At 69.3% G+C, this 19,736-nt stretch carries 17 protein-coding genes; 13 read left to right on the top strand and 4 right to left on the bottom strand.

The window, feature by feature from the left end; genetic code table 11:
- Positions 1 to 3 precede the first annotated feature (3 nt).
- From IE160_RS10740 to IE160_RS10715, 6 genes are all read left to right on the top strand, one after another.
- Positions 4 to 2,148 carry a DNA polymerase III subunit gamma and tau gene (locus IE160_RS10740; protein WP_191151070.1) on the top strand — a complete coding sequence of 715 codons (2,145 nt, stop codon included), beginning with the start codon at positions 4 to 6 and terminating at the stop codon, positions 2,146 to 2,148.
- A gap of 11 nt (positions 2,149 to 2,159) precedes the next feature.
- Positions 2,160 to 2,759, top strand: coding sequence for a recombination mediator RecR (recR, locus tag IE160_RS10735; protein WP_179872578.1), 600 nt, complete (start codon positions 2,160 to 2,162; stop codon positions 2,757 to 2,759).
- 166 nt (positions 2,760 to 2,925) lie between these two features.
- Positions 2,926 to 4,191: an aspartate kinase gene (locus IE160_RS10730; protein WP_191151069.1), complete on the top strand. Its 1,266-nt coding sequence runs from the start codon at positions 2,926 to 2,928 to the stop codon at positions 4,189 to 4,191.
- 79 nt (positions 4,192 to 4,270) lie between these two features.
- Complete coding sequence (locus tag IE160_RS10725) at positions 4,271 to 5,317, top strand: aspartate-semialdehyde dehydrogenase (protein WP_191151068.1); 1,047 nt, start codon at positions 4,271 to 4,273, stop codon at positions 5,315 to 5,317.
- 5 nt (positions 5,318 to 5,322) lie between these two features.
- Positions 5,323 to 6,126: an SGNH/GDSL hydrolase family protein gene (locus IE160_RS10720; protein ID WP_224744467.1), complete on the top strand. Its 804-nt coding sequence runs from the start codon at positions 5,323 to 5,325 to the stop codon at positions 6,124 to 6,126.
- Between the two features lie 74 nt (positions 6,127 to 6,200).
- On the top strand, positions 6,201 to 6,875 hold the full coding sequence (locus IE160_RS10715; RefSeq protein ID WP_191151067.1) for an SGNH/GDSL hydrolase family protein: 675 nt from the start codon (positions 6,201 to 6,203) through the stop codon (positions 6,873 to 6,875).
- Here IE160_RS10715 and IE160_RS10710 read toward each other — a convergent pair.
- Positions 6,872 to 7,684 (bottom strand): sulfite exporter TauE/SafE family protein, encoded by an 813-nt coding sequence (locus IE160_RS10710; protein WP_191151066.1) that lies wholly within the window; start codon positions 7,682 to 7,684, stop codon positions 6,872 to 6,874. The two genes, IE160_RS10715 and IE160_RS10710, sit on opposite strands and share 4 nt — an antisense overlap.
- Positions 7,685 to 7,786: 102 nt before the next feature.
- On the opposite strand from IE160_RS10710, the gene IE160_RS10705 reads away from it, so the two are divergent.
- On the top strand, positions 7,787 to 9,217 hold the full coding sequence (locus IE160_RS10705) for a malate:quinone oxidoreductase (protein WP_246299367.1): 1,431 nt from the start codon (positions 7,787 to 7,789) through the stop codon (positions 9,215 to 9,217).
- Here the strand turns inward: IE160_RS10705 and galK are convergent.
- Together galK and galT are read right to left on the bottom strand one after the other, a co-directional pair.
- Complete coding sequence (gene galK, locus IE160_RS10700; RefSeq protein WP_179872567.1) at positions 9,214 to 10,398, bottom strand: galactokinase; 1,185 nt, start codon at positions 10,396 to 10,398, stop codon at positions 9,214 to 9,216. The genes IE160_RS10705 and galK overlap by 4 nt on opposite strands.
- The gene (galT, locus tag IE160_RS10695) at positions 10,391 to 11,497 is read right to left on the bottom strand and encodes a galactose-1-phosphate uridylyltransferase (RefSeq protein WP_431356466.1); all 1,107 of its coding nucleotides are present in this window, start codon (positions 11,495 to 11,497) and stop codon (positions 10,391 to 10,393) included. The genes galK and galT overlap by 8 nt, the downstream gene beginning before the upstream one ends.
- 132 nt (positions 11,498 to 11,629) lie before the next feature.
- On the opposite strand from galT, the gene IE160_RS10690 reads away from it, so the two are divergent.
- Positions 11,630 to 12,427, top strand: a complete 798-nt coding sequence (locus tag IE160_RS10690; protein WP_179873978.1) for a DeoR/GlpR family DNA-binding transcription regulator — start codon at positions 11,630 to 11,632, stop codon at positions 12,425 to 12,427.
- Between the two features lie 38 nt (positions 12,428 to 12,465).
- The gene (locus tag IE160_RS10685; protein ID WP_179872566.1) at positions 12,466 to 13,404 is read left to right on the top strand and encodes an aldose 1-epimerase family protein; all 939 of its coding nucleotides are present in this window, start codon (positions 12,466 to 12,468) and stop codon (positions 13,402 to 13,404) included.
- 102 nt (positions 13,405 to 13,506) lie between these two features.
- Here the strand turns inward: IE160_RS10685 and IE160_RS10680 are convergent, their stop codons facing one another.
- Positions 13,507 to 14,415: a LysR family transcriptional regulator gene (locus IE160_RS10680; protein ID WP_191151065.1), complete on the bottom strand. Its 909-nt coding sequence runs from the start codon at positions 14,413 to 14,415 to the stop codon at positions 13,507 to 13,509.
- A gap of 93 nt (positions 14,416 to 14,508) precedes the next feature.
- On the opposite strand from IE160_RS10680, the gene IE160_RS10675 reads away from it, so the two are divergent.
- The 4 genes from IE160_RS10675 (at position 14,509) to IE160_RS10660 (ending at position 19,683) form a co-directional block, all read left to right on the top strand.
- Complete coding sequence (locus IE160_RS10675) at positions 14,509 to 15,861, top strand: sulfatase-like hydrolase/transferase (RefSeq protein WP_179872564.1); 1,353 nt, start codon at positions 14,509 to 14,511, stop codon at positions 15,859 to 15,861.
- Complete coding sequence (locus tag IE160_RS10670; protein ID WP_179872563.1) at positions 15,858 to 17,369, top strand: sulfatase family protein; 1,512 nt, start codon at positions 15,858 to 15,860, stop codon at positions 17,367 to 17,369. Before IE160_RS10675 ends, IE160_RS10670 begins: the two co-directional genes overlap by 4 nt.
- A 104-nt stretch (positions 17,370 to 17,473) precedes the next feature.
- On the top strand, positions 17,474 to 18,757 hold the full coding sequence (locus IE160_RS10665; RefSeq protein WP_191151064.1) for an ABC transporter substrate-binding protein: 1,284 nt from the start codon (positions 17,474 to 17,476) through the stop codon (positions 18,755 to 18,757).
- Positions 18,758 to 18,873: 116 nt separating this feature from the next.
- Positions 18,874 to 19,683, top strand: coding sequence for a carbohydrate ABC transporter permease (locus IE160_RS10660; RefSeq protein ID WP_179872561.1), 810 nt, complete (start codon positions 18,874 to 18,876; stop codon positions 19,681 to 19,683).
- Positions 19,684 to 19,736 lie beyond the last annotated feature (53 nt).

The raw sequence follows: 19,736 nt of genomic DNA, 5'->3' as shown, positions 1-19,736 counted from the left end.
TGCGTGGTCACCGCCCTCTACCGTCGCTATCGCCCCGAGACGTTCGCCGAGCTCATCGGGCAGTCGCACGTGACGGATCCGCTGCGGTCGGCGCTGCGCCACGATCGCGTCAACCACGCCTACCTGTTCAGCGGCCCGCGCGGCTGCGGCAAGACGACGTCGGCGCGCATCCTCGCGCGCTGCCTCAACTGCGCCGAGGGCCCCACCGATACTCCGTGCGGCACGTGCCCGAGCTGCGTCGAGCTGTCGCGTGAGGGCGGCGGCTCGCTCGACGTCGTCGAGATCGACGCCGCGAGCCACAACGGCGTCGACGACGCCCGAGACCTGCGAGAGCGCGCCGTGTTCGCCCCCGCGCGCGACCGCTACAAAATCTTCATCCTCGACGAGGCGCACATGGTGACGCCGCAGGGCTTCAACGCGCTCCTCAAGATCGTGGAGGAGCCGCCCGAGCACGTGAAGTTCATCTTCGCGACGACGGAGCCCGATAAGGTCATCGGCACGATCCGCTCGCGCACGCACCACTACCCGTTCCGGCTCGTGCCGCCCGCCCAGCTGCTCGACTATGTGGATGAGCTCGCGCGCAGTGAGAAGGTCGAGATCGAGCCGGGCGTGCTGCCCCTCGTCGTGCGTGCGGGCGGCGGCTCGGTGCGCGACACGCTCTCCCTGCTCGACCAGCTCATCGCGGGCGCCGACGAGAGCACGGTCACCTACGAGCGCGCGGTCGCGCTCCTCGGCTACACGCACGGCGCGCTCCTCGACGAGGTCGTCGATGCTTTGGCGAGCAAGGATGCCGCCGCCGCCTTCGGCGCCGTCGACCGGGTCATCCAGACCGGCCAAGACCCTCGCCGCTTCGTCGACGACCTGCTCGAGCGGCTGCGCGACCTCATCGTCGTGCAGGCCACGCCCGACCACGGCGCGGCCGTTCTGCGCGGCATCCCTCAGGACGACCTCGAGCGCATGGGCGCTCAGGCCCGGCACTTCGGCCCCGCCGAGCTGTCCCGCGCTGCCGACGTCGTCAACCGTGCCCTCACCGAGATGACGGGCGCGACGTCGCCGCGCCTGCACCTCGAGCTCATGACGGCGCGCCTGCTCGTGCCCGCCGCCGACGAGTCGACGCGAGGCGCCCTCGCGCGGGTCGAGCAGCTCGAGCGGCAGATCGCCGGCGGGGTTGCCGGGCCCGCTGCGCGCTCCGCGACCGAACGGCCTGCGACGTCGGCGGCCGTAGCGCCAGCACCTGATGTCGCGCGCCCGACACCTGAGCCGGTCGCGCCCGAGCCTGCAGCGCCCGAGCCTGCGGCCGCTGCGCCCGTCGACGCCGGGCCGATCACGCTCGAGCGAGTCGTCGCCGCGTGGCCGGGCATCCTGGGCCAGGTCGAGAAGATTCGCCGCAGCTCCTGGACCGTCGTCTACACGGCCACGCCCGTCGCCCTCGAGGGCGACGTGCTGACGCTCGCGTTCACGGCGGAGAGCGATGTCGCGAGCTTCAAGGAGCGCACCTCCCCGGCAGACAGCGTGAACGAGCACCTGCGCTCCGCGATTCAGCGCGAGCTCGGCATGCGGGTGAAGTTCCTGGTGCGGATGGACGCGCCCGCCCGCGCCTCCCGGCCCGAGCCTGCCGCACCGACCGACGCCCCGGCAGAGCCCTCTGCCGACCCCGATCCAGCGCCCGAGCCCCAGCCCGAGCCGAAGCCCGAGCCAGCGCCGGCGCCACCAGCGAGCTCGGCGCCGGTGACCGGCTGGTCGGTCGCACCGATCCCCGGCGCGAGCGAGAAGCCTGCGACCCCTGAGCCGGCGATCGAGAGCGAACCCGAGCCTGCGCGCGTTGAAGAGCAGCCCATCGCGCCCACTCCGCGGCCCGCGCCGGTCTCCGAGATCGGCGGCAAGCAGCGCTACGGCGAGTCGGTCGTGCGTGAGGTGCTTGGCGCGACGTTCCTCTCCGAAGAGGCGCTCGAGCCGGCAGTGTCGCTCGTCGGTGCTCCCGAGACAGGTGGTGCTCCTGACGCAGGCGGCGCTTCCGACGCAGGCGGGGTATCCGACTCGGCCGCGCCCTCCGCAGCACCGGCCGCGCCGTACGACCCCGACGCGCCCTCCGATGAGGATGCACCGCCCGAGTACTATCCCGACGACCCGGGCCCCGACGAACCCTGAGACGAGCAACCGTGTACGACGGCATCATCCAAGACTTGATCGACGAGTTCGGGCGCCTGCCCGGCATCGGCCCGAAGTCGGCGCAGCGCATCGCGTTCCACATCCTGCAGACCGAGTCGTTCGACGTCGCGAAGCTCGCGCAGCTGCTCGTCGACGTGCGCGAGAAGGTGCGGTTCTGCGAGATCTGCGGCAACGTCGCGGAGGAGGCGCAGTGCTCCATCTGCCGCGACGTGCGGCGCAACCCCGCCTCGATCTGCGTCGTCGAGGAGGCCAAGGACGTCGTCGCGATCGAGCGCACCCGCGAGTTCCGCGGCCTCTACCACGTGCTCGGCGGCGCGATCAGCCCCATCGACGGCATCGGCCCCGACGACCTGCGCATCGGCTCGCTGCTCACCCGGTTGCAGGACGGCACGGTCACGGAGGTCATCATCGCGACCGACCCGAACCTCGAGGGCGAGGCGACCGCGACCTACCTCACGCGCCTCCTCGTGCAGCCCGGCCTGCGCGTCTCGCGCCTCGCGAGCGGCCTGCCGGTCGGCGGCGACCTCGAGTACGCCGACGAAGTGACCCTGGGCCGAGCCTTCGAGGGGCGTCGCACGGTCGAGCGCTGAATTCGCGCCGAGTTCGAGCAGCACTGAGCGACCCTCGCGCATTCCGTCGCGCGCATGGGGCGGCGCTAGACTCGACACCCGGGTTCGTGTTGCGCCGCACGCTCTCCGATGCGCCCGAGCCGCGCATCCTCTCGCCCGCCGCCACCGCCTTCCAGGAGTTCGATTCGTGAGTCTCATCGTGCAGAAGTTCGGCGGCTCCTCGGTCGCGGACGCCGAGAGCATCAAGCGGGTCGCGAAGCGCATCGTCGAGACGCGCAAGGCGGGCAACGAGGTCGTCGTCGCGGTGAGCGCGATGGGCGACACGACCGACGAGCTCATCGACCTCGCGCACGAGGTCGCGCCGATTCCCGACCCGCGTGAGATGGACATGCTGCTCACGACCGGCGAGCGCATCTCGATGGCACTCCTCGCGATGGCGATCAAGAGCATGGGCTACGAGGCGCGCTCGTACACGGGCAGCCAGGCGGGCATGATCACGGATGCTCAGCACGGGCAGGCTCGCATCGTCGACGTCACCCCGGTGCGCGTGCGCGAGGCGCTCGACGACGGGGCGATCGCGATCGTCGCCGGGTTCCAGGGCTTCAACCGCGACAGCCGCGACATCACGACGCTCGGCCGCGGCGGCAGCGACACGACCGCCGTCGCGCTCGCTGCAGCACTCGACGCCGACGTGTGCGAGATCTACACCGACGTGGACGGCGTGTTCACTGCCGACCCGCGCATCGTGGCGCTCGCCCGCAAGGTCGACCGCGTCACGAGCGAAGAGATGCTCGAGCTCGCGGCCGCCGGCGCGAAGGTGCTGCACATCCGCGCCGTCGAGTACGCGCGGCGCCACGGCGTCATGCTGCACGTGCGATCGTCGTTCACGCCCGCCGAGGGCACGTACGTCATCACCCCGAAAAAGGGAGAGAAAGTGGAAGAGCCCATCATCACGGGAGTGGCCGGAGACCTCACCGAGGCGAAGATCACGGTCGTCGGGGTTCCCGACACCCCGGGCATGGCCGCCGACATCTTCACGACCGTCGCGAAGACGGGCGCCAACATCGACATGATCGTGCAGAACGTCTCGGCCGCCGCGACCGGGCGCACCGACATCAGCTTCACCCTGCCGAAGACGGACGGTGAGAAGGTACTCACGGCGCTGCGTGCCGAGCAGGAGGACTACGGCTTCGAGTCGCTGCAGTACGACGACCAGATCGGCAAGCTCTCCGTCGTCGGCGGCGGCATGCGCACGAGCGCGGGCGTCTCGGCCCAGCTGTTCACGGCGCTCAAGGATGCGGGCATCAACATGGAGATGATCAGCACCTCCGAGATCCGCATCTCCGTCGTCACGCGCGCCGACATCCTGCACCACGCCGTGCGCATCGTGCACACCGCCTTCGGCCTCGACGGCGACGCCGAGGCGATCGTGTACGCGGGCACCGGGCGCTGAGCAACGCAGTACGGCCATCCGCCCGCGCGAAGCCGCCACGCGGCCGAGCGACCCCCGCGCCCCGGCTACGCTTAACGCCATGAGCCCCACCCCCGTGAACCTCGGCGTCGTCGGCGCCACCGGACAGGTCGGCGCCGTCGTGCGCCAGCTTCTCGTCGACCGTGCTTTCCCGCTCGCGAGCATCCGCTTCTTCGCGAGCGCCCGCAGCGCCGGCACGACCATCGACTTCGACGGCACCCCGATCACGGTCGAAGATGCCGCGACGGCCGACCCGAGCGGGCTCGACATCGCGATCTTCAGCGCGGGTGCGACGACGAGCAAGTCGCAGGCTCCGCGTTTCGCGGCGGCCGGCGTCACCGTCATCGACAACTCGTCCGGCTGGCGCATGGACCCCGAGGTGCCCCTCGTCGTGAGCGAGGTCAACCCGCACGCCATCGATCAGGCGGTCAAGGGCATCATCGCGAACCCGAACTGCACGACGATGGCCGCGATGCCCGTGCTCAAGGTTCTCGACGCCGAGGCCGGGCTGCAGCGCCTCATCGTCAGCACCTACCAGGCCGTGTCCGGAGCGGGGCTGGCCGGCGGCGAGGAGCTGCTCGAGCAGGCGACCGCCGCGGTGGCCCAGGACGCGATCGAGCTCGTGCACGACGGGCGCGCCGTCGACTTCCCGGCCGGTCAGAAGTTCCCCACGACGATCGCCTTCAACGTCATCCCGCAGGCCGGCAGCTTCGTCGACGACGGTCTGGATGAGACGGACGAGGAGAAGAAGCTGCGCAACGAGAGCCGCAAGATCCTCGAGCTGCCCGAGCTTCTGGTCAGCGGCATCTGCGTGCGCGTGCCCGTGTTCACCGGCCACTCGCTCGCGATCAATGCCGAGTTCGCCCGTTCGCTGAGCCCTGAGCGCGCCCGGGAGCTGCTCGCGGAGGCGCCCGGTGTCCAGCTCGCCGACGTGCCGACCCCGCTCGACGCGGCGGGAGTCGACCCGAGCCTCGTGGGGCGCATCCGCGCCGATGAGGGGGCGCCCGGGGGGAGGGGCCTGGCCCTCTTCGTGAGCGGCGACAACCTGCGCAAGGGCGCCGCGCTCAACGCCGTGCAGATCGCCGAACTGGTCGCGGCGAAGCGCTAGTCGCTGTGCCATCGAGCGCGCCGCGCCGCGCGGAGGAATCGCCCATCGCGAGCTACGCGGCTATCGGCGACAGCTTCACGGAGGGCATGGGCGACGAGCGCCCCGACGGCACGCCTCGTGGCTGGGCCGACCTCGTCGCGGCGGCACTCGCGCATACTGCGGGCGATCCGATCGGCTACGCCAACCTCGCGATCCGCGGGCGACTGCTCGCCCCCATCCTCCACGACCAGCTGCCCGGCGCGATGGCTCTGCGCCCGCAGCTGCTGAGCATCAACGGCGGCGGCAACGACATCCTGCGCCCGCGCGTCTCGATCGCGGGCGTCGCCGACCGCATCGTCGAGGCGGCGGTTCGCTCACGGGACGCGGGGATCCGCACCGTCGTCGTGAGTGGCGGCAATCCCACGCGGCATCTGCCGCTCGGGGCGACGTTCGAGAAGCGGGGGGATGCCCTCACCGAGGCGGTGCGGGATAGCCTCGAGGGGACCGGCATCGCGTTCGTCGACAACTGGTTCGACGCGCGCCTGCCCGAGCTTCAGTACTGGTCGATCGACCGGTTGCACCTGAACGCGCGCGGCCACGCGATCGCGGCGAGCAACGTGCTCGCCGCCCTCGAGGTGCCGATCGCCGGGGCGGAGGCCGCGGGCGACCCTCCCGACGCGGGCGACGACCTCGAGCGCCCCCGCACGGCCGAGTACTGGCGGCGCTACGTGCTGCCGTGGATCGGGCGGCGCCTGACCGGGCGATCCTCAGGCGACTCGCGCGAACCGAAGCGCCCGCGGCTCGACCCGGTGGCCGCTGCAGACCTGTGAGGGCGTCGGAGCAGGCGAGCCGTGTCGCTCGCCCCCCCGGCGAACCTCCAGCGCGACCGCGTCGAATAGTCACCATGACCCCTCGTTCTCGAGCGCGCCCCGCCCTGCTCACCGCCGTCGCCGCCCTCGCTGCGACGGGTCTCGTCGCCTGCGCATCCCCGTCGCCCGCCCCGCACGCGAGCGGCGACGGCCCGGTCGTCGCGTTCTACGGCGACTCCTACACTCTCGGCACGGGGGCGAGCGACCTCAGCCTGCGCTGGTCGACGCGCATCAGTGAGAGCCGCGGCTGGACGGAGGTGAACCCGAGCGTCAACGGCCTCGGCTTCATCAACAACCGCCAGGTCTTCGGCGACGGCGATCTGCCGAGCATGATCATCGACGCCGACCCCGACATCGTGTTCGTCACCATGGGCCTCAACGACAACTTCAGCTACCCGTTCGCGGCCGACGCGATCGAGTCGCAGATCGACGCCGACCTGCGCCGCCTGACCGAAGCGCTGCCGGACGCGCGCTTCATCGTCGTCGAGCCCTTCTGGTACACGAGCGAGCGCCCGCCGTCGGTGCAGATCATCATCGACTGGGTGCGGGATGCGGCCGAGCGCTACGGCGCCGACTACATCCCCGGCGCCTCCACCTGGATCCAGGGTCGGGAGGGCGAGATGGCCGCCGACGGGCTGCACCCCAACAACGAGGGCTACGCGAGGATGACGCGGCTCATGGACGAGGCGCTTCTCGAGCTCGGACTCTAGCCCGTCGGCGCGTCGCCGGCGTCGTCATCGGGCTCGGGTGACTCGCCTCGCTCGCGCCTACCCGCGCGGATCGCGCGCACCGCGAGCTGCGCCGCGACGAGCACGAGCAGCGTGCCGAAGAGGATGCCCGAGAGCGCGGGCGGCACGATGAAGGCCAGCGCGACCCCGCCTTGGGACGCGAGCACGGCGGCGATACCCACGATGAGGGCGTGCCGCACGTTGACGAGTCGCGCGCGCACGTTTGGGGTCGTGCCCGAGATCGCGGCGGGGATCATCGCCGCGAGCGACGTGCCCTTCGCCGCGAGGTCGCCCATGCCGAAGACCGCGATGAGCAGGGGCACGGCGATGACGCCGCCGCCGATGCCGAACATGCCGGCGGCGACGCCCATGACGATGCCGAGCAGCAGCAGGCCGAGCGAGATGAGCACGCTCAGGTCGATGTCGCTGCCGCGCTCGGGCTCGACGAGGATCAGCCGGGATGCGGCGATGAGCATCCCGACGATGAAGGCCCAGCGCAGCCACGCGAGCGGCAGCGCCCGCAGCAGGTAGGCGCCGAGCGGCGCGCCCGCGAAGGCGCCGGCGCCGACGAGGGCAGCGGCGACGAGGTCGATCTCGCCCGCGATGCCGTACGTCGTCGCTCCCGCGACGGCGGTCGGCACGATCGCGACGAGCGACGTCGCGGCGGCCTGGCGCTGATCCATGCGCGCCCACAGCATGAGCAGCGGCACCATGATGATGCCGCCGCCGACCCCGAACATGCCGGCAAGAACCCCGCCCATTGCTCCGGTCGCAAGAAGGGGCAGAATCACGCCAGCCAGCCTAGCGGCGCGGTGGAGGGCGGCCCGACGGGCGCGAGTAAACTGGCGAGTGTGACTGACCACATCGACGTTGCCCTGATCGGCGGCGGCATCATGAGCGCCACTCTCGGCACCATGCTGCAGCAGCTCGAGCCTGACTGGGACATCCGTATCTACGAGCGCCTCGGCGATGTCGCGCGCGAGAGCTCGAACCCGTGGAACAACGCGGGCACCGGCCACGCCGCACTGTGCGAACTCAACTACACGCCGCAGCTGCCCGACGGCTCGATCGACATCTCGAAGGCCGTCGCCGTCAACGAGCAGTTCCAGGTCTCCCGCCAGTTCTGGTCGTACCTCGTCGCCGAGGGCCGCTTGCCCGACCCGAGCGCGTTTCTCGCGTCGACGCCCCACATGAGCATGGTGTGGGGCCGCGACAACGTCGACTACTTGCGCAAGCGCTTCGAGGCGCTCAAGGACCACCCGCTCTTTGCGGGGCTCGAGTACAGCGAAGACCCCGCGGTCATCCGCCGCTGGGCGCCGCTCACGATCCCCGGCCGGTCGAAGACCCAGCCGATCGCGGCGACGTGGATCGCGGCCGGCACCGACGTGGACTTCGGCGCCTTGACGCGGATGCTCATCGACGGTCTCGTCGACGGCGGCGCGCAGCTCAACCTCGAGCACCGCGTCACGTCGATCTCGCGTGCCGGCGAGCGGGGCTGGCGCCTCGGCCTGCGGCACGAGGTCGGGGGCACCCCCGTCGAGGTGACGGCCAAGTTCGTCTTCGTCGGCGCAGGCGGCCACGCGCTGCCGCTCCTGCAGAAGAGCGGCATCAAGGAGATCCGCGGGTTCGGCGGGTTCCCCGTGAGCGGTCAGTGGTTGCGCACCGACAAACCCGAGATCGTGGCCCAGCACCGCGCGAAGGTCTACGGCAAGGCCTCGGTCGGCGCGCCCCCCATGTCGGTGCCGCACCTCGACACGCGTGTCGTCGACGGTGAGACGAGCCTCCTGTTCGGGCCCTACGCGGGCTTCACCCCGAAGTTCCTCAAGACGGGCTCGTGGTTCGACCTCTTCGGCTCGATCCGCTGGCACAACCTCGTGCCCATGCTGCAGGTCGCGCTGCGCAACCTCGACCTGCTCAAGTACCTCATCGGCGAACTGCTCGCGAGCCGCTCCGACAAGGAGAAGGCGCTGCGCGACTTCTACCCGAACGCGCGCGGCGAGGACTGGTACGAGCTCACGGCCGGCCAGCGCGTGCAGATCATCAAGCAGGATCCCGTCAAGGGCGGCGTGCTGCAGTTCGGCACGGAGGTCGTCGCCTCGGCTGACGGCACGATCGCGGGCCTGCTCGGAGCCTCGCCGGGAGCGTCGACGGCCGCGCCCATCATGCTCGACGTGCTCGAGCGCTGCTTCCCGGATCGCATCGACGAGTGGCGTCCGCAGCTGCAGCGCATGGTGCCGTCCTACGGCACGACCGTCTCCTCCGACCCGGAGCTCGCGAAGCGCCTGCTCACGGAGACCGCCGCGTCGCTCGCGATCGCCCGCTAGTTGCGGGTCGCGCCGTCGGAGGCCGTGACGAGGAACGTGTCGGGCTGCTCGTAGCCGTGCTCTCCGAACGCGTTGTCGACGGCGACCTGCACGCGCGAGAGATCGTCGAGGCGCACGAGCGCGATCGCCGAGCCGCCGAATCCGCCGCCCGTCATGCGGGCACCGAGAGCCCCCGCGCCAACCGCGGTCTCGACCGCGAGGTCGAGCTCCGGTACGGAGATCTCGAAGTCGTCGCGCATGCTGCGGTGCGAAGCATCCAACAGGTCGCCGATGCCCGCCGCGCCCGCATCGCGCAGCACCGCGACCGTGTCGAGCACTCGCTGATTCTCGGTCACGACGTGCCGCACGCGGCGGTAGGTGACGTCGTCGAGCAGCTGCTGCGCGCGCGGCAGGTCGTCGACGGTGACGTCCCGCAGAGAGGATGCGCCCAACGCCGTCGCCCCGCGCTCGCACGCGGACCGGCGCTCGCCGTACCCGCCCGTGGCGTGCGCGTGCTTCACGCCAGTATCGATGACGAGAATCGCGAGCCCCGCCTCGGCGAGCCCGAGCGGCACGAGTTCGCTCAGGAGGCTGCGGCAGTCGAGGAACACCGCGTGATCGGCGGCGCCGAGCAGCGACGCCGACTGGTCCATGATGCCCGTCGGCGCGCCGACGGCAACGTTCTCGGCGCGCTGCCCGACGCGCGCGAGCTGCGCCCGATCACGGCCCAGCCGCCACACGTCGTTGAGGGCCAGGGCGACCGCGCACTCGATCGCCGCCGACGACGAGAGCCCCGCGCCCACCGGCACGTCGGAGTCGATGAAGAGGTCGAGCCCGGGCACAGCCGAGAGGTCGGCGCCCGACTCGCCGAGCGCCCACGCGACACCGAGCGGGTAGGCCGACCAGCCGCCGAGAGCACCCGGCGCCGGTGCCGCGCCATCCGCGCCCGCGAGCAGCTCGTCGAGCGGGATCTCGACTGCCTCGTCGGCGAACGTGCTCGCGACGCGCAGCATGCGGTCCTCCCGCACTCCGAGGGCGACGAGGGTGCGGCGGTCGATCGCGAAGGGCAGCACGAACCCCTCGTTGTAGTCGGTGTGCTCGCCGATGAGGTTGACGCGGCCGGGCGCCGACCACAGACCGTCGGGGGCGCGGCCGAAGACGGCCTCGAAGCCCTCGCGGGCCTCGTCGCGGATGTCAGTCATGCACCTTCTCGATTCCGGAGCGGAGGAACTCGGCCTGAGCCTCGGGCGCGACGTCGCCGATGAAGGCGCCCATCGCCGCCTCAGAGCCGGCCAGGTACTTCAGTTTGTCAGCGGAGCGGCGGGGGCTCGTCACCTGCAGCATGAGCCGCACGGTGTCGCGCCCGACGTGAACGGGCGCCTGGTGCCACGCCGCGATGTACGGGGTCGGGGTCGGGTAGAGCTCGTCGAGGCCGCGCAGCAGCCGACGGTAGAACGGCGCGAGCTCGTCCTTCTCGTCGGTCGTGAGAGCGGCGAAGTCGGGCACGTGCCGGTGAGGGAGCACGTGGATCTCGATGGGCCAGCGCGCCGCGAAGGGCACGAATGCCGTGAAGTGCTCGCCCTGCAGCAGCACGCGCGGCCCGCGCTGCTCTCTCTTGAGCAGTCGCGCGAAGAGGTCGTCGCCCTGGGCGTCGATCGCACGCAGCAGTGCGCTCGTGCGCGGGGTCACGAAGGGGTAGGCGTAGATCTGGCCGTGCGGGTGGGGGAGAGTCACCCCGATCTCCTGCCCGCGGTTCTCGAAGGGGAAGACTTGCTGCACTCCGGGCATCCCGCTCAGAGCCTCGGTGCGCTGCGCCCACGCTTCGATGACCGTGCGGGCGCGACTGACGCTGAGCGACCCGAAGGATCCCTCGTGCTCGGGTGAGAAGCACACGACCTCGCAGCGGCCCACGCTCGTGCGCGAGCGTTCGAGACCGATCTCGGCGAGGTCGGCGAGGTCGCGCGGCGCATCGGCGTCCTCGAGTGCCGGCCCGAAGCTCGGCGAGCGGTTCTCGAACACCGCGACGTCGTAACGCGCCGGCACCTCGCTCGGGTTCGCGGCGGTCTGGGGCGCGAGTGGGTCCTGATCGGCGGGCGGCAGGAACACTCGGTTCTGGCGGTTGCTCGCGATCGAGATCCACTCGCCCGTGAGAGGGTCCTGCCGCATGCTCGCGGTCGCCGGGCGCGGGTCGAGCATGCGCGCGTCGACCGAGCGCTCGGGCCCGAGCGTCGTGTCGGCGTCGTCGACGTAGATGAGTTCGCGGCCGTCGGCGAGAAGAGTGGAGCGGAAGGTGATGGGCACCCGCCGATGCTACGGCGTATGGCTTACGATTGCGCAAGATGGGCGCCTTCGATATCGGAGACTTCCGAAGGCGCCCACCCAGCTCTGACTCCGCCGCTGATGCAAACCCGACGACCGAACGCTGACAAGAGGATGCCCGTGGCCGACTCCGCCCCCGCCCGACGCGAGCGCATCGCCGCCGAGGTGTCGCGCCGCGGCTTCGCCCGCGTGACCGATCTGGCGCGGCGGACGCGTGTGAGCGAGGTGACCGTGCGCACCGACCTCGCGGCGCTCGAGGCCGAGGGCCGCATCACGCGGGTGCACGGCGGCGCCATGCCGCGCGGCCTCGTGACCGCGCGCGAGTCGAGCCTCGAGCAGTCGAGCGCTCGCGCGAGCCGACGCAAGCGGGCAATCGCCGTCGAGGCGGCCTCGCGCATCACCTCGGGGGAGAGCGTGCTGCTCGACGTCGGGTCGACGACGCTCGCCGTGGCGCACGCGCTCGTCGATCGACGTGATCTCGCCGAGCTCGTCGTCATCACGAACGGGCTCGCGATCGCCCTCGCGCTCGAGCCGGCCATCCCTCGCTTCACGGTCGTCGTGACGGGAGGTACCCTGCGCTCCCTGCAGCACTCGCTCGTGAACCCTCTCGCGACGACGCTGCTCGACGATGTGCGGGCCGACACCGCGATCCTCGGCGCGACGGGCGTGCACGCCCAGCACGGCGTCACGAACGTGAATCTGCCCGAGGCGGAGGTCAAGCGGCGCATGGTCGCGGCCTCCGCGCGGCGCATCCTCGTCGCCGACTCCTCGAAGATCGGCCAGGTGCACGTCGGGCGCGTCGCCACCACGGACGAGCTCGACGAGCTCATCACCGACGACGCCCTCGAGCCCGCGCGCCTCGCGGAGTTGCGCGAGGCCGGGTTCGCCGTCACCCCGACGGCGACGTCGTGAGTGGCGATCGGCCGCGCGCTCGTCGCTAGTCTGAACGGGTGACCACCCACGTACCCGCGCCTCCCACCGGCGAGCAGTTCACCCTCCACCTCGATGGCGCCCACGGCCCGGTCGACGCCGCGATCGTGCAGGTCGCGGCGGGGCTGCGGCACCTCACGGTCGACGGCCAGGACCTCGTGCAGGGCTACGGCGCAGACACGGTGCCGCCGTTCGCGACCGGCATCGTGCTCGTCCCTTGGCCGAACCGCGTGCGCGACGGAGTGTGGAGCCTCCACGGCAAGCAGCTGCAGCTCGACATCACCGAGCCGGACAAGAACAACGCCATCCACGGGCTGCTGCGCAATACGCCCTACCGCGTGGTGGAGCGCAGCGCTGAGGCCGTGACGCTCGCCGCGAGCGTCTTGCCGCAGCACGGCTACCCCTTCCACCTCGAGACGACGGTCACCTACCGGCTGACGGATGACGGCATCCGCGTCGAGCACGGCGTCACGAACGTCGGGGCCGAGGCTGCGCCCTACGCCGTCGGCACCCACCCCTTCCTCCGCGTGGGTGCCCACCCCGTCGACGAGCTGACGATCACGGCGCGCACGGTCGAGCACGTGGCCGTGGATGCTCGGCTCAACCCGACCGGCCTCGAACCTGCCGCGGGCGGCCCCTTCGACCTCTCGACGGGCCGGCTCGTGGCCGACCTCGAGCTCGACGACGCCTGGCGCGTGGAGCCTGACACGGACGGTGTCACGCGCACGCGCCTGAGCGCCACCGACGGCGCAGCGACCGTGCTGTGGCAGGAGGGCGAGTGGGAGTGGTTGCAGGTCTTCATAACCCGGACCTACCCCACGAACGCCGGCCCCGTGACGGCGATCGCCGTGGAGCCTATGACGGCTCCCGCCGATGCCCTCGTCTCCGGGCAGGGCCTCCGGTGGCTGGCACCGGGCGAGTCCTGGAGCGGCGCATGGGGTATCGCGCGCTCTGCGTGATGAGCTAGCGACCAACCCGCTGTCACGTGTCGAGTTTGGTAGAGAGTGATTTATCTGGTTTCGGTGAGTTGTAGCTGGAGCTGGGTGTAATGAATCTGGTTCTCAGGCTGTCACCGGCGGGACCGGCGCATGGTGCAAGACCTCCTGGACGCACGCGAGGAACGCGTTAAGCGCGGGCGTCTGCTTGGTCGCCAGGTAGGCGAGCCACAGATTAAAGCGCACGTCTTCATCCAAAACCGGGACCATCCGCACGCCCCGACGGTCGATCGAGGTGTTCATGTCGGATTGCAGCGAGATCACCCCGCCCGCGGCGACGAGGGTCAGGTGCGCCTCGAGCGTGTCGCCATACGCCTGAATGTTCGGTTCGAATCCGTGGGCGCGGCACACCTTGAGCACCGAGTCGTGGAACGAAGTCATCCGCTGGCGCTGCCAGAACACGAAATGCTCGTCCTTCAATTCCTCGAGCCAGACACCCGGCCGGTCGGCAAGCGGGTGCCCCTCCGGCAGGAAGGCCACGAGCTTCTCCTCGGTGAGTGGGATGGTCGCGATGACGCTGTGGTCCAGGAGCCCTCGGACGACGACGGCGTCGAGCTCCCAGGCGACCAGCGATCGCTCCTGCGACCTGCTGTCGCTGCCGTGCACCTCGATGATGCTTGTGGGCATCCTGACGCGGTACCGCTCCAGGATCGGCGCAAGTATCCCGTTCATACCGGCACTGAGGGAACCCAGCCGCAGTCGACCCGCCCTGCCCGCCTTGATGTCGGCGACTGAGTCGTAGGCGCGATTGGCGGCCGCCAGCGCTCCGAGCGCCGGTTCGAGGAACTCCGTGCCCGCCTCGGTCAGCGCGACCTCGCGGCTGGTGCGGACGAGCAACTGCACCTCCAGGACGGCCTCGAGCTTCTGCAGCTGCTGACTCAGGGCAGACTGCGTCAGGCCGAGGCGGTGGGCGGCGCGCCCGAAGTGCAGTTCTTCCGCAAGGACTACAAACGAACGAAGATGCTTGAGGTCCATTAGCGAACCTTATCAAAGCATCGGAGCGCTGCCGTTGCAGTTGAAGCGGGCCTGGCGTTCGATTGACGCGTGTCATCTCACTGTCGAAACGTCGTGTTCATCCTCGCCGACGACATGGGCTTCGGTGATTTCGGCGTCTTCAACGGCGGACAATCCAGTACTCCACAGTTGGACGACCTGAGTGGCATCTCGCGGCTCTACTCGCAGCACACCTCGGCGTCGCCCGTATGTGCCCCGGCCAGAGCGGCGCTGCTGACCGGGCGGTACCCGCAGCGCACCGGAGTGATCGACACGCTCGAGGCGCGAGGTACGGATCGACTGGCCCTCGACGAATTCACGATCGCCGACGCCTTCTCCCGGGCCGGAGCGGTGACCGGCCTGGTCGGCAAGTGGCACTGCGGGGCGATCGGTGAGCCGTACCATCCCCTCAAGCGTGGGTTCGACGAATTCATCGGGTTCCGCGGCGGCTGGCAGGACTACTGGGACTGGACGCTCGAGCGTAACCGCACCCCCGTGCAGGCGGATGGGCGATACCTGACCGACGTGCTCGGTGATGAGGCAGTGGGCTTCATCCGTCGTCACAAGCACGAGCGATTCTTTCTTCATGTCAGCTTCAACGCTCCGCACTTTCCCTACCAGGCCCCAGAAGAACTGATTGGCCAACATCGTCGGACAGGAAGAACCGAGCGGGTGGCGGTCATCTACGCGATGATCGCAGTGATGGATCGGGCGATCGGCCGGATCAGGCAGGCGATTTCCGACGCCGGGCTCGACGACGATACGCTCATCGTGGTCACCAGCGACAACGGTCCGGAATTGGGCGGGGACGGCGAGGAGTCCGCCGACCGTTGGAATGTCGGCCTGCGCGGCGCGAAACAGCACGTGTTCGAGGGCGGCATCCGGCTTCCACTCGTCCTCAGCCAGCCTGGGGTTGTAGCGGCCGGGGAGGACGACACGTTCATCCATCTGACCGACTGGTACCCGTCCCTGCTGACACATGCCGGCGTCACGCCAGTGGGGAGCAAGGTGCTCGATGGCCGCGATATCAGCGGCAGCTTCACCGGCGGCACGGTCGACGATGTGCCGCGCTGCTGGCAGTGGAGTCGGTACCACCCGATGCCCACCTCGAATGCGGCGATTCGCGATGGGCGGTGGAAGCTCGTGCATCCCGCTGCGGCGGGCACGCTCGGTCTCACCGACCGGGACGAGTGGATCGACCACGACATCAAGCGGCATCCCGAAAACTACGCCCAACCGATCGACGAAGAGTCACCGGGCTGGCCCGCCGTCGGAACCGAGCCCATGCTCTTCGACCTCGCCGCCGATCCTGAAGAGGCGCACGACCTCGCCGCAGTGCACCCGGACGTGCGAGCCCGCCTCGCGACCGCACTGCACGCATGGTACGAGGACGTCGAGTTGGACCGGGCCCGGCTGGTGTCGACATGAGCACCGGGCGACCGAACGTCGTCGTCGTGCTGGCGGACGATCTCGGCTGGGGTGACCTCGGTTGTTACGGTGCCACGGTCATCCCGACGCCGCACATCGACGATCTCGCGGGGGAGGGCGTACGAATCATGGATGCCCACGCGGCATCCTCCGTCTGCACCCCCAGCCGGTACTCGCTATTGACGGGGCGGTACCCGTGGCGCAGTCCACTGAAGCAGGGTGTGCTGATGGGTCACGCACCGGGGATCATCGAGCCTGATCGTCCGACGCTCGCTTCGGTCTTCAAGGATGCCGGGTACGAGACGGCCGCGATTGGCAAGTGGCACCTGGGACTCGGCTGGAGGCACACCGACGGGACGGTCTGGAGCGCCCAGCGGCCCGGCGACCCGCTCGAGTACCAACTCGGGGACCCCCTCGCCCGGCACGATTCACGCGACCTGGATGCCGGCGAGGACATCGATTACACCAGCCCCTTCGAGGGTGGGCCGCTCGAGCTCGGATTCGACCGCTTCTTCGGGATAGCTGGGTCGCTCAACATGCCCCCCTACACCTTCCTCGAAGGCGAACGTACCGTGGGGACGCCGCGCGAGTGGAAGACCCGATTCCTGCCCGGCCAGCGCCCCGGGCGCGAGTCGCCCGGCTGGGACGAGCACGAGGTCGACCTCACCTTCGTCGACCGCGCGACCTCGTTCATCACAGAGCGGGAGCACGACCGACCTTTCCTGCTCTACTTCGCCCCCTCCGCTCCGCACCGTCCGCAGGTCTCGCCCAAGTTTGTGCGGGGTGCCAGCGGCGGCGGAAGCCGCGGCGATTCGGTGGTTTTCGTTGACTGGATGGTCGGCCAGCTCGTCGGCGCGCTCGAAGAGACTGGCCAACTGGAGGACACGATCGTCGTAATTACCAGCGACAACGGCTCGCCGACGATTTTCGCGGACGAACTCAGTCCTGATCATCGCCCCAACGGGCCCTGGCGTGGGCAGAAGGGCGATGTCTGGGAGGGCGGACACCGTGAGCCGCTGATCGTGCGATGGCCGCAGCGGATCCCTCCCCGTGGCGAGCTGGACGAGTCGCTCGACCTGATCGACCTGTTCCGCACTCTCGCGACTCTGGTCGGGGTGCAGGTTCCCCCGCACGCCGCGCCCGACAGCACCGACCGCTCGGAGGTGCTGCTCGGGGTGGGCAGGCCTGGGCGCGAGCCGGGCATCCGGGTGCTTTCTAGCATGGGTGGTGCGCTCTGCGCGCTGCACGGACCGTGGAAAGCGATCTTCGCGAAAGGGTCAGGTGGCGGCCTGACGACCTACGACGGGGGTGCGGAAGAAGGGTCGGGCCAGTTGTACAACCTCGACGAGGATCCGGGTGAGTCACTCAATCGTTGGAGCACCGAGCCCGGCATAGTTGCGGAAATTCGTGCCCTGCTTGCCGCGATCGTGGGTTCGGATCTTTCTCCGCGCACTTCGGAGACGGACTTGATTAGCAATTCTGATTGCACTATCAGTTCTGAACCATAGAGCGCTGGACGTCTGCAGGCTTAGATCGACTGAAGGAAGCGGCACCGCTCACCTCACACAGCCAGACCGGTCTCGACCGGCGATTCGGTCCGAAGGAGAATCGAATGAGAAAGTCCATGCGTTTCGCTGCGGGAGTCTCTGCAGTAGTCCTCACAATCGGCGTGGCCGGCTGTACAGCTGGCGAGCCCGAGGACGGCGACGCGTCGAGCGTCACCGAACTCAACCTTCCCGCGGTGGAGGCACCCTGGCTCGGGGGATACCAGGCAATGGTCGACCTGTACGAGGAGGAGACGGGAATCACCGTCAACCTCACCGCCTTTCCATTTGATGGCTTGCGGACGCAGGAAGCCAACGCAGCCCAGAGCGGCTCCAACGCTTTTGACCTGCTCCTGATCAACGAGCAGTGGGTCGGACAGTTCTACGACAACGGCTGGGTCCAGCCCGTCGCCGACGTCAAGCCCGACTTCGAGTGGGACGAAGGCCTGATCCAGTTCGACGGCATCGGTCGTTGGGATCCGGATGCCCGCGCTACGACTCCCGACGGCGAGGTCTACTCGCTGCCGATCAATGGCAACATCCACGAGTTCATGTACCGCACTGACCTCTATGACCAGCTCGGCCTCGACGTGCCCGCCGACTGGGAGGGCGTCATCGACAACGCCGAGGCTGCCCGTTCCGCCGGTGCGGCGAGCAACGGCTATGTTGTCCGCGGCAAGACCCCTTCGTATGACTTCAGCGCCGTGTTGTACTCCTACGACGGAGCCTGGTTCGCCGACGAGAGCGGCGGCGACTACACCCCCACCATCGACACCGACGAGTTCCGTGAGGCGCTCGAGATGTTCAAGGCGCTCGCCGACGTCGGCCCTGCGGCACCGCAGACCATCGCGCAAGCCGAGGCCATCTCCCTCATGCAGGGCGGCGACACCCTTCAGGCCACGCTGGTGACCGCGAGCTCCGTTCCCCTCGAGGACCCGGCGGCCTCTCTCATTGCCGGCAAGGTGGGATACGCCGCTCTCCCCGGTGGCACGCCGGTGAGTGGTGTGTGGACGATGGGCGTACCGGTCGGGCTTCCGGCCGACCGCGCAGCTGCCGCGATGGACTTCCTTCAGTGGCTCACCTCACAGGAGACCATGCAGGCGTGGGCAGATGCTGGCGGCGTGACTACTCGCACCGATGTTTCGAGCGACCGGCCCGAACTTCAGGTGCTGATCGAGTCCGCGGACGCCATCCGAGGCGGACTGCGCTATCCGTTCACTCCCGCGATGCTGGAGGTGACTGACCCGGCACTCGGTCTGTACCTCTCCGGCGACGTCGACCTTGAGGCGACCATCACCGCAATACAGTCCGGACTCGACCGGGTGGTTGAGGAAGCGGGTTTCTCCCAGTGACTTCGGTGAGAACCGATCGCGGCGGCCGGTCTCGTACCGGCCGCCGTCGGCCGGCACCTCTCTTCAAGTACCTTTCCATCGCGCCGCTCATCGTCATCACGCTTGCGCTCGTCGCGGTGCCGGTGGGTCAGTTGGTCTGGATGAGCTTCGGTGACGTCAGGTTGGTGGCGGGCGACTTCCAGTGGCGACCGGTCGGCTTCGAAAACTTCATCCGGATGTTCGGAGACGAGACGTTCGCGATTTCGCTGCGGAACTCCTCGGTATTCATCTTCTGGACCGTCGCACTTACGATGGTGCTCGGCACGGTGCTCGCGCTGGCAACGGATCGCCTGGTCCGCTCCCAGCAGACCGTGCAGAATGTCCTGATCTGGCCAGCGATCGTCGCGCCAGTGGTTGTGAGCGTCGTGTGGTTGCTCATCCTGAGCCCGCAGATCGGCCTGCTCAACCGCATCCTCATCACGTTCGGGATCGAACCCCAGGCGTGGCTGGGCGAGAGCTTCGGTGCAATGGCGAGCATAATCGTGCTCGACGTCTGGCACTGGACGCCGATCGTCTTCCTCTTCGTCTACACCGCTGTGCGCGGCCTCGACCAGTCCGTCTTGGAAGCGGCCCGGGTCGACGGGGCCACCTACCTTCGGCAGGTGCGGGACATCATTCTCCCGTTGATCGCCCCCGCACTGGTCGGCGCCGCCGCGATTCGATTGATCATGGGCGTGAAGGCCTTCGACGAGATGTACCTACTTACTTTCGGCGGACCGGGAACGGCGACCACCGTTATCACGATCTACCTGAGGGCCGTCTTCTTCGACTCCTTCGACTACGGGTACGGCAGCGCCCTGAGCGTGACCGTGGTCCTCCTGGTCGCGTTTGTCCTCGTGCTCGCACTCGTCTACCGCTCCGTGCGGAGGAGGTTCTCCAATGACTAGCCTGACTTCGCACAGAAGGCGTCGCCGTCACCCCACCGCGGTACTTCCCGGAC

The sequence above is a fragment of the Chryseoglobus sp. 28M-23 genome (assembly GCF_014789785.1).
GTDB classification, from domain to species: Bacteria; Actinomycetota; Actinomycetes; order Actinomycetales; family Microbacteriaceae; genus Microcella; species Microcella indica.
The sequence above is the reverse complement of the archived record's forward strand: the minus strand, read 5'-3'. Positions and strand labels throughout refer to the sequence as shown.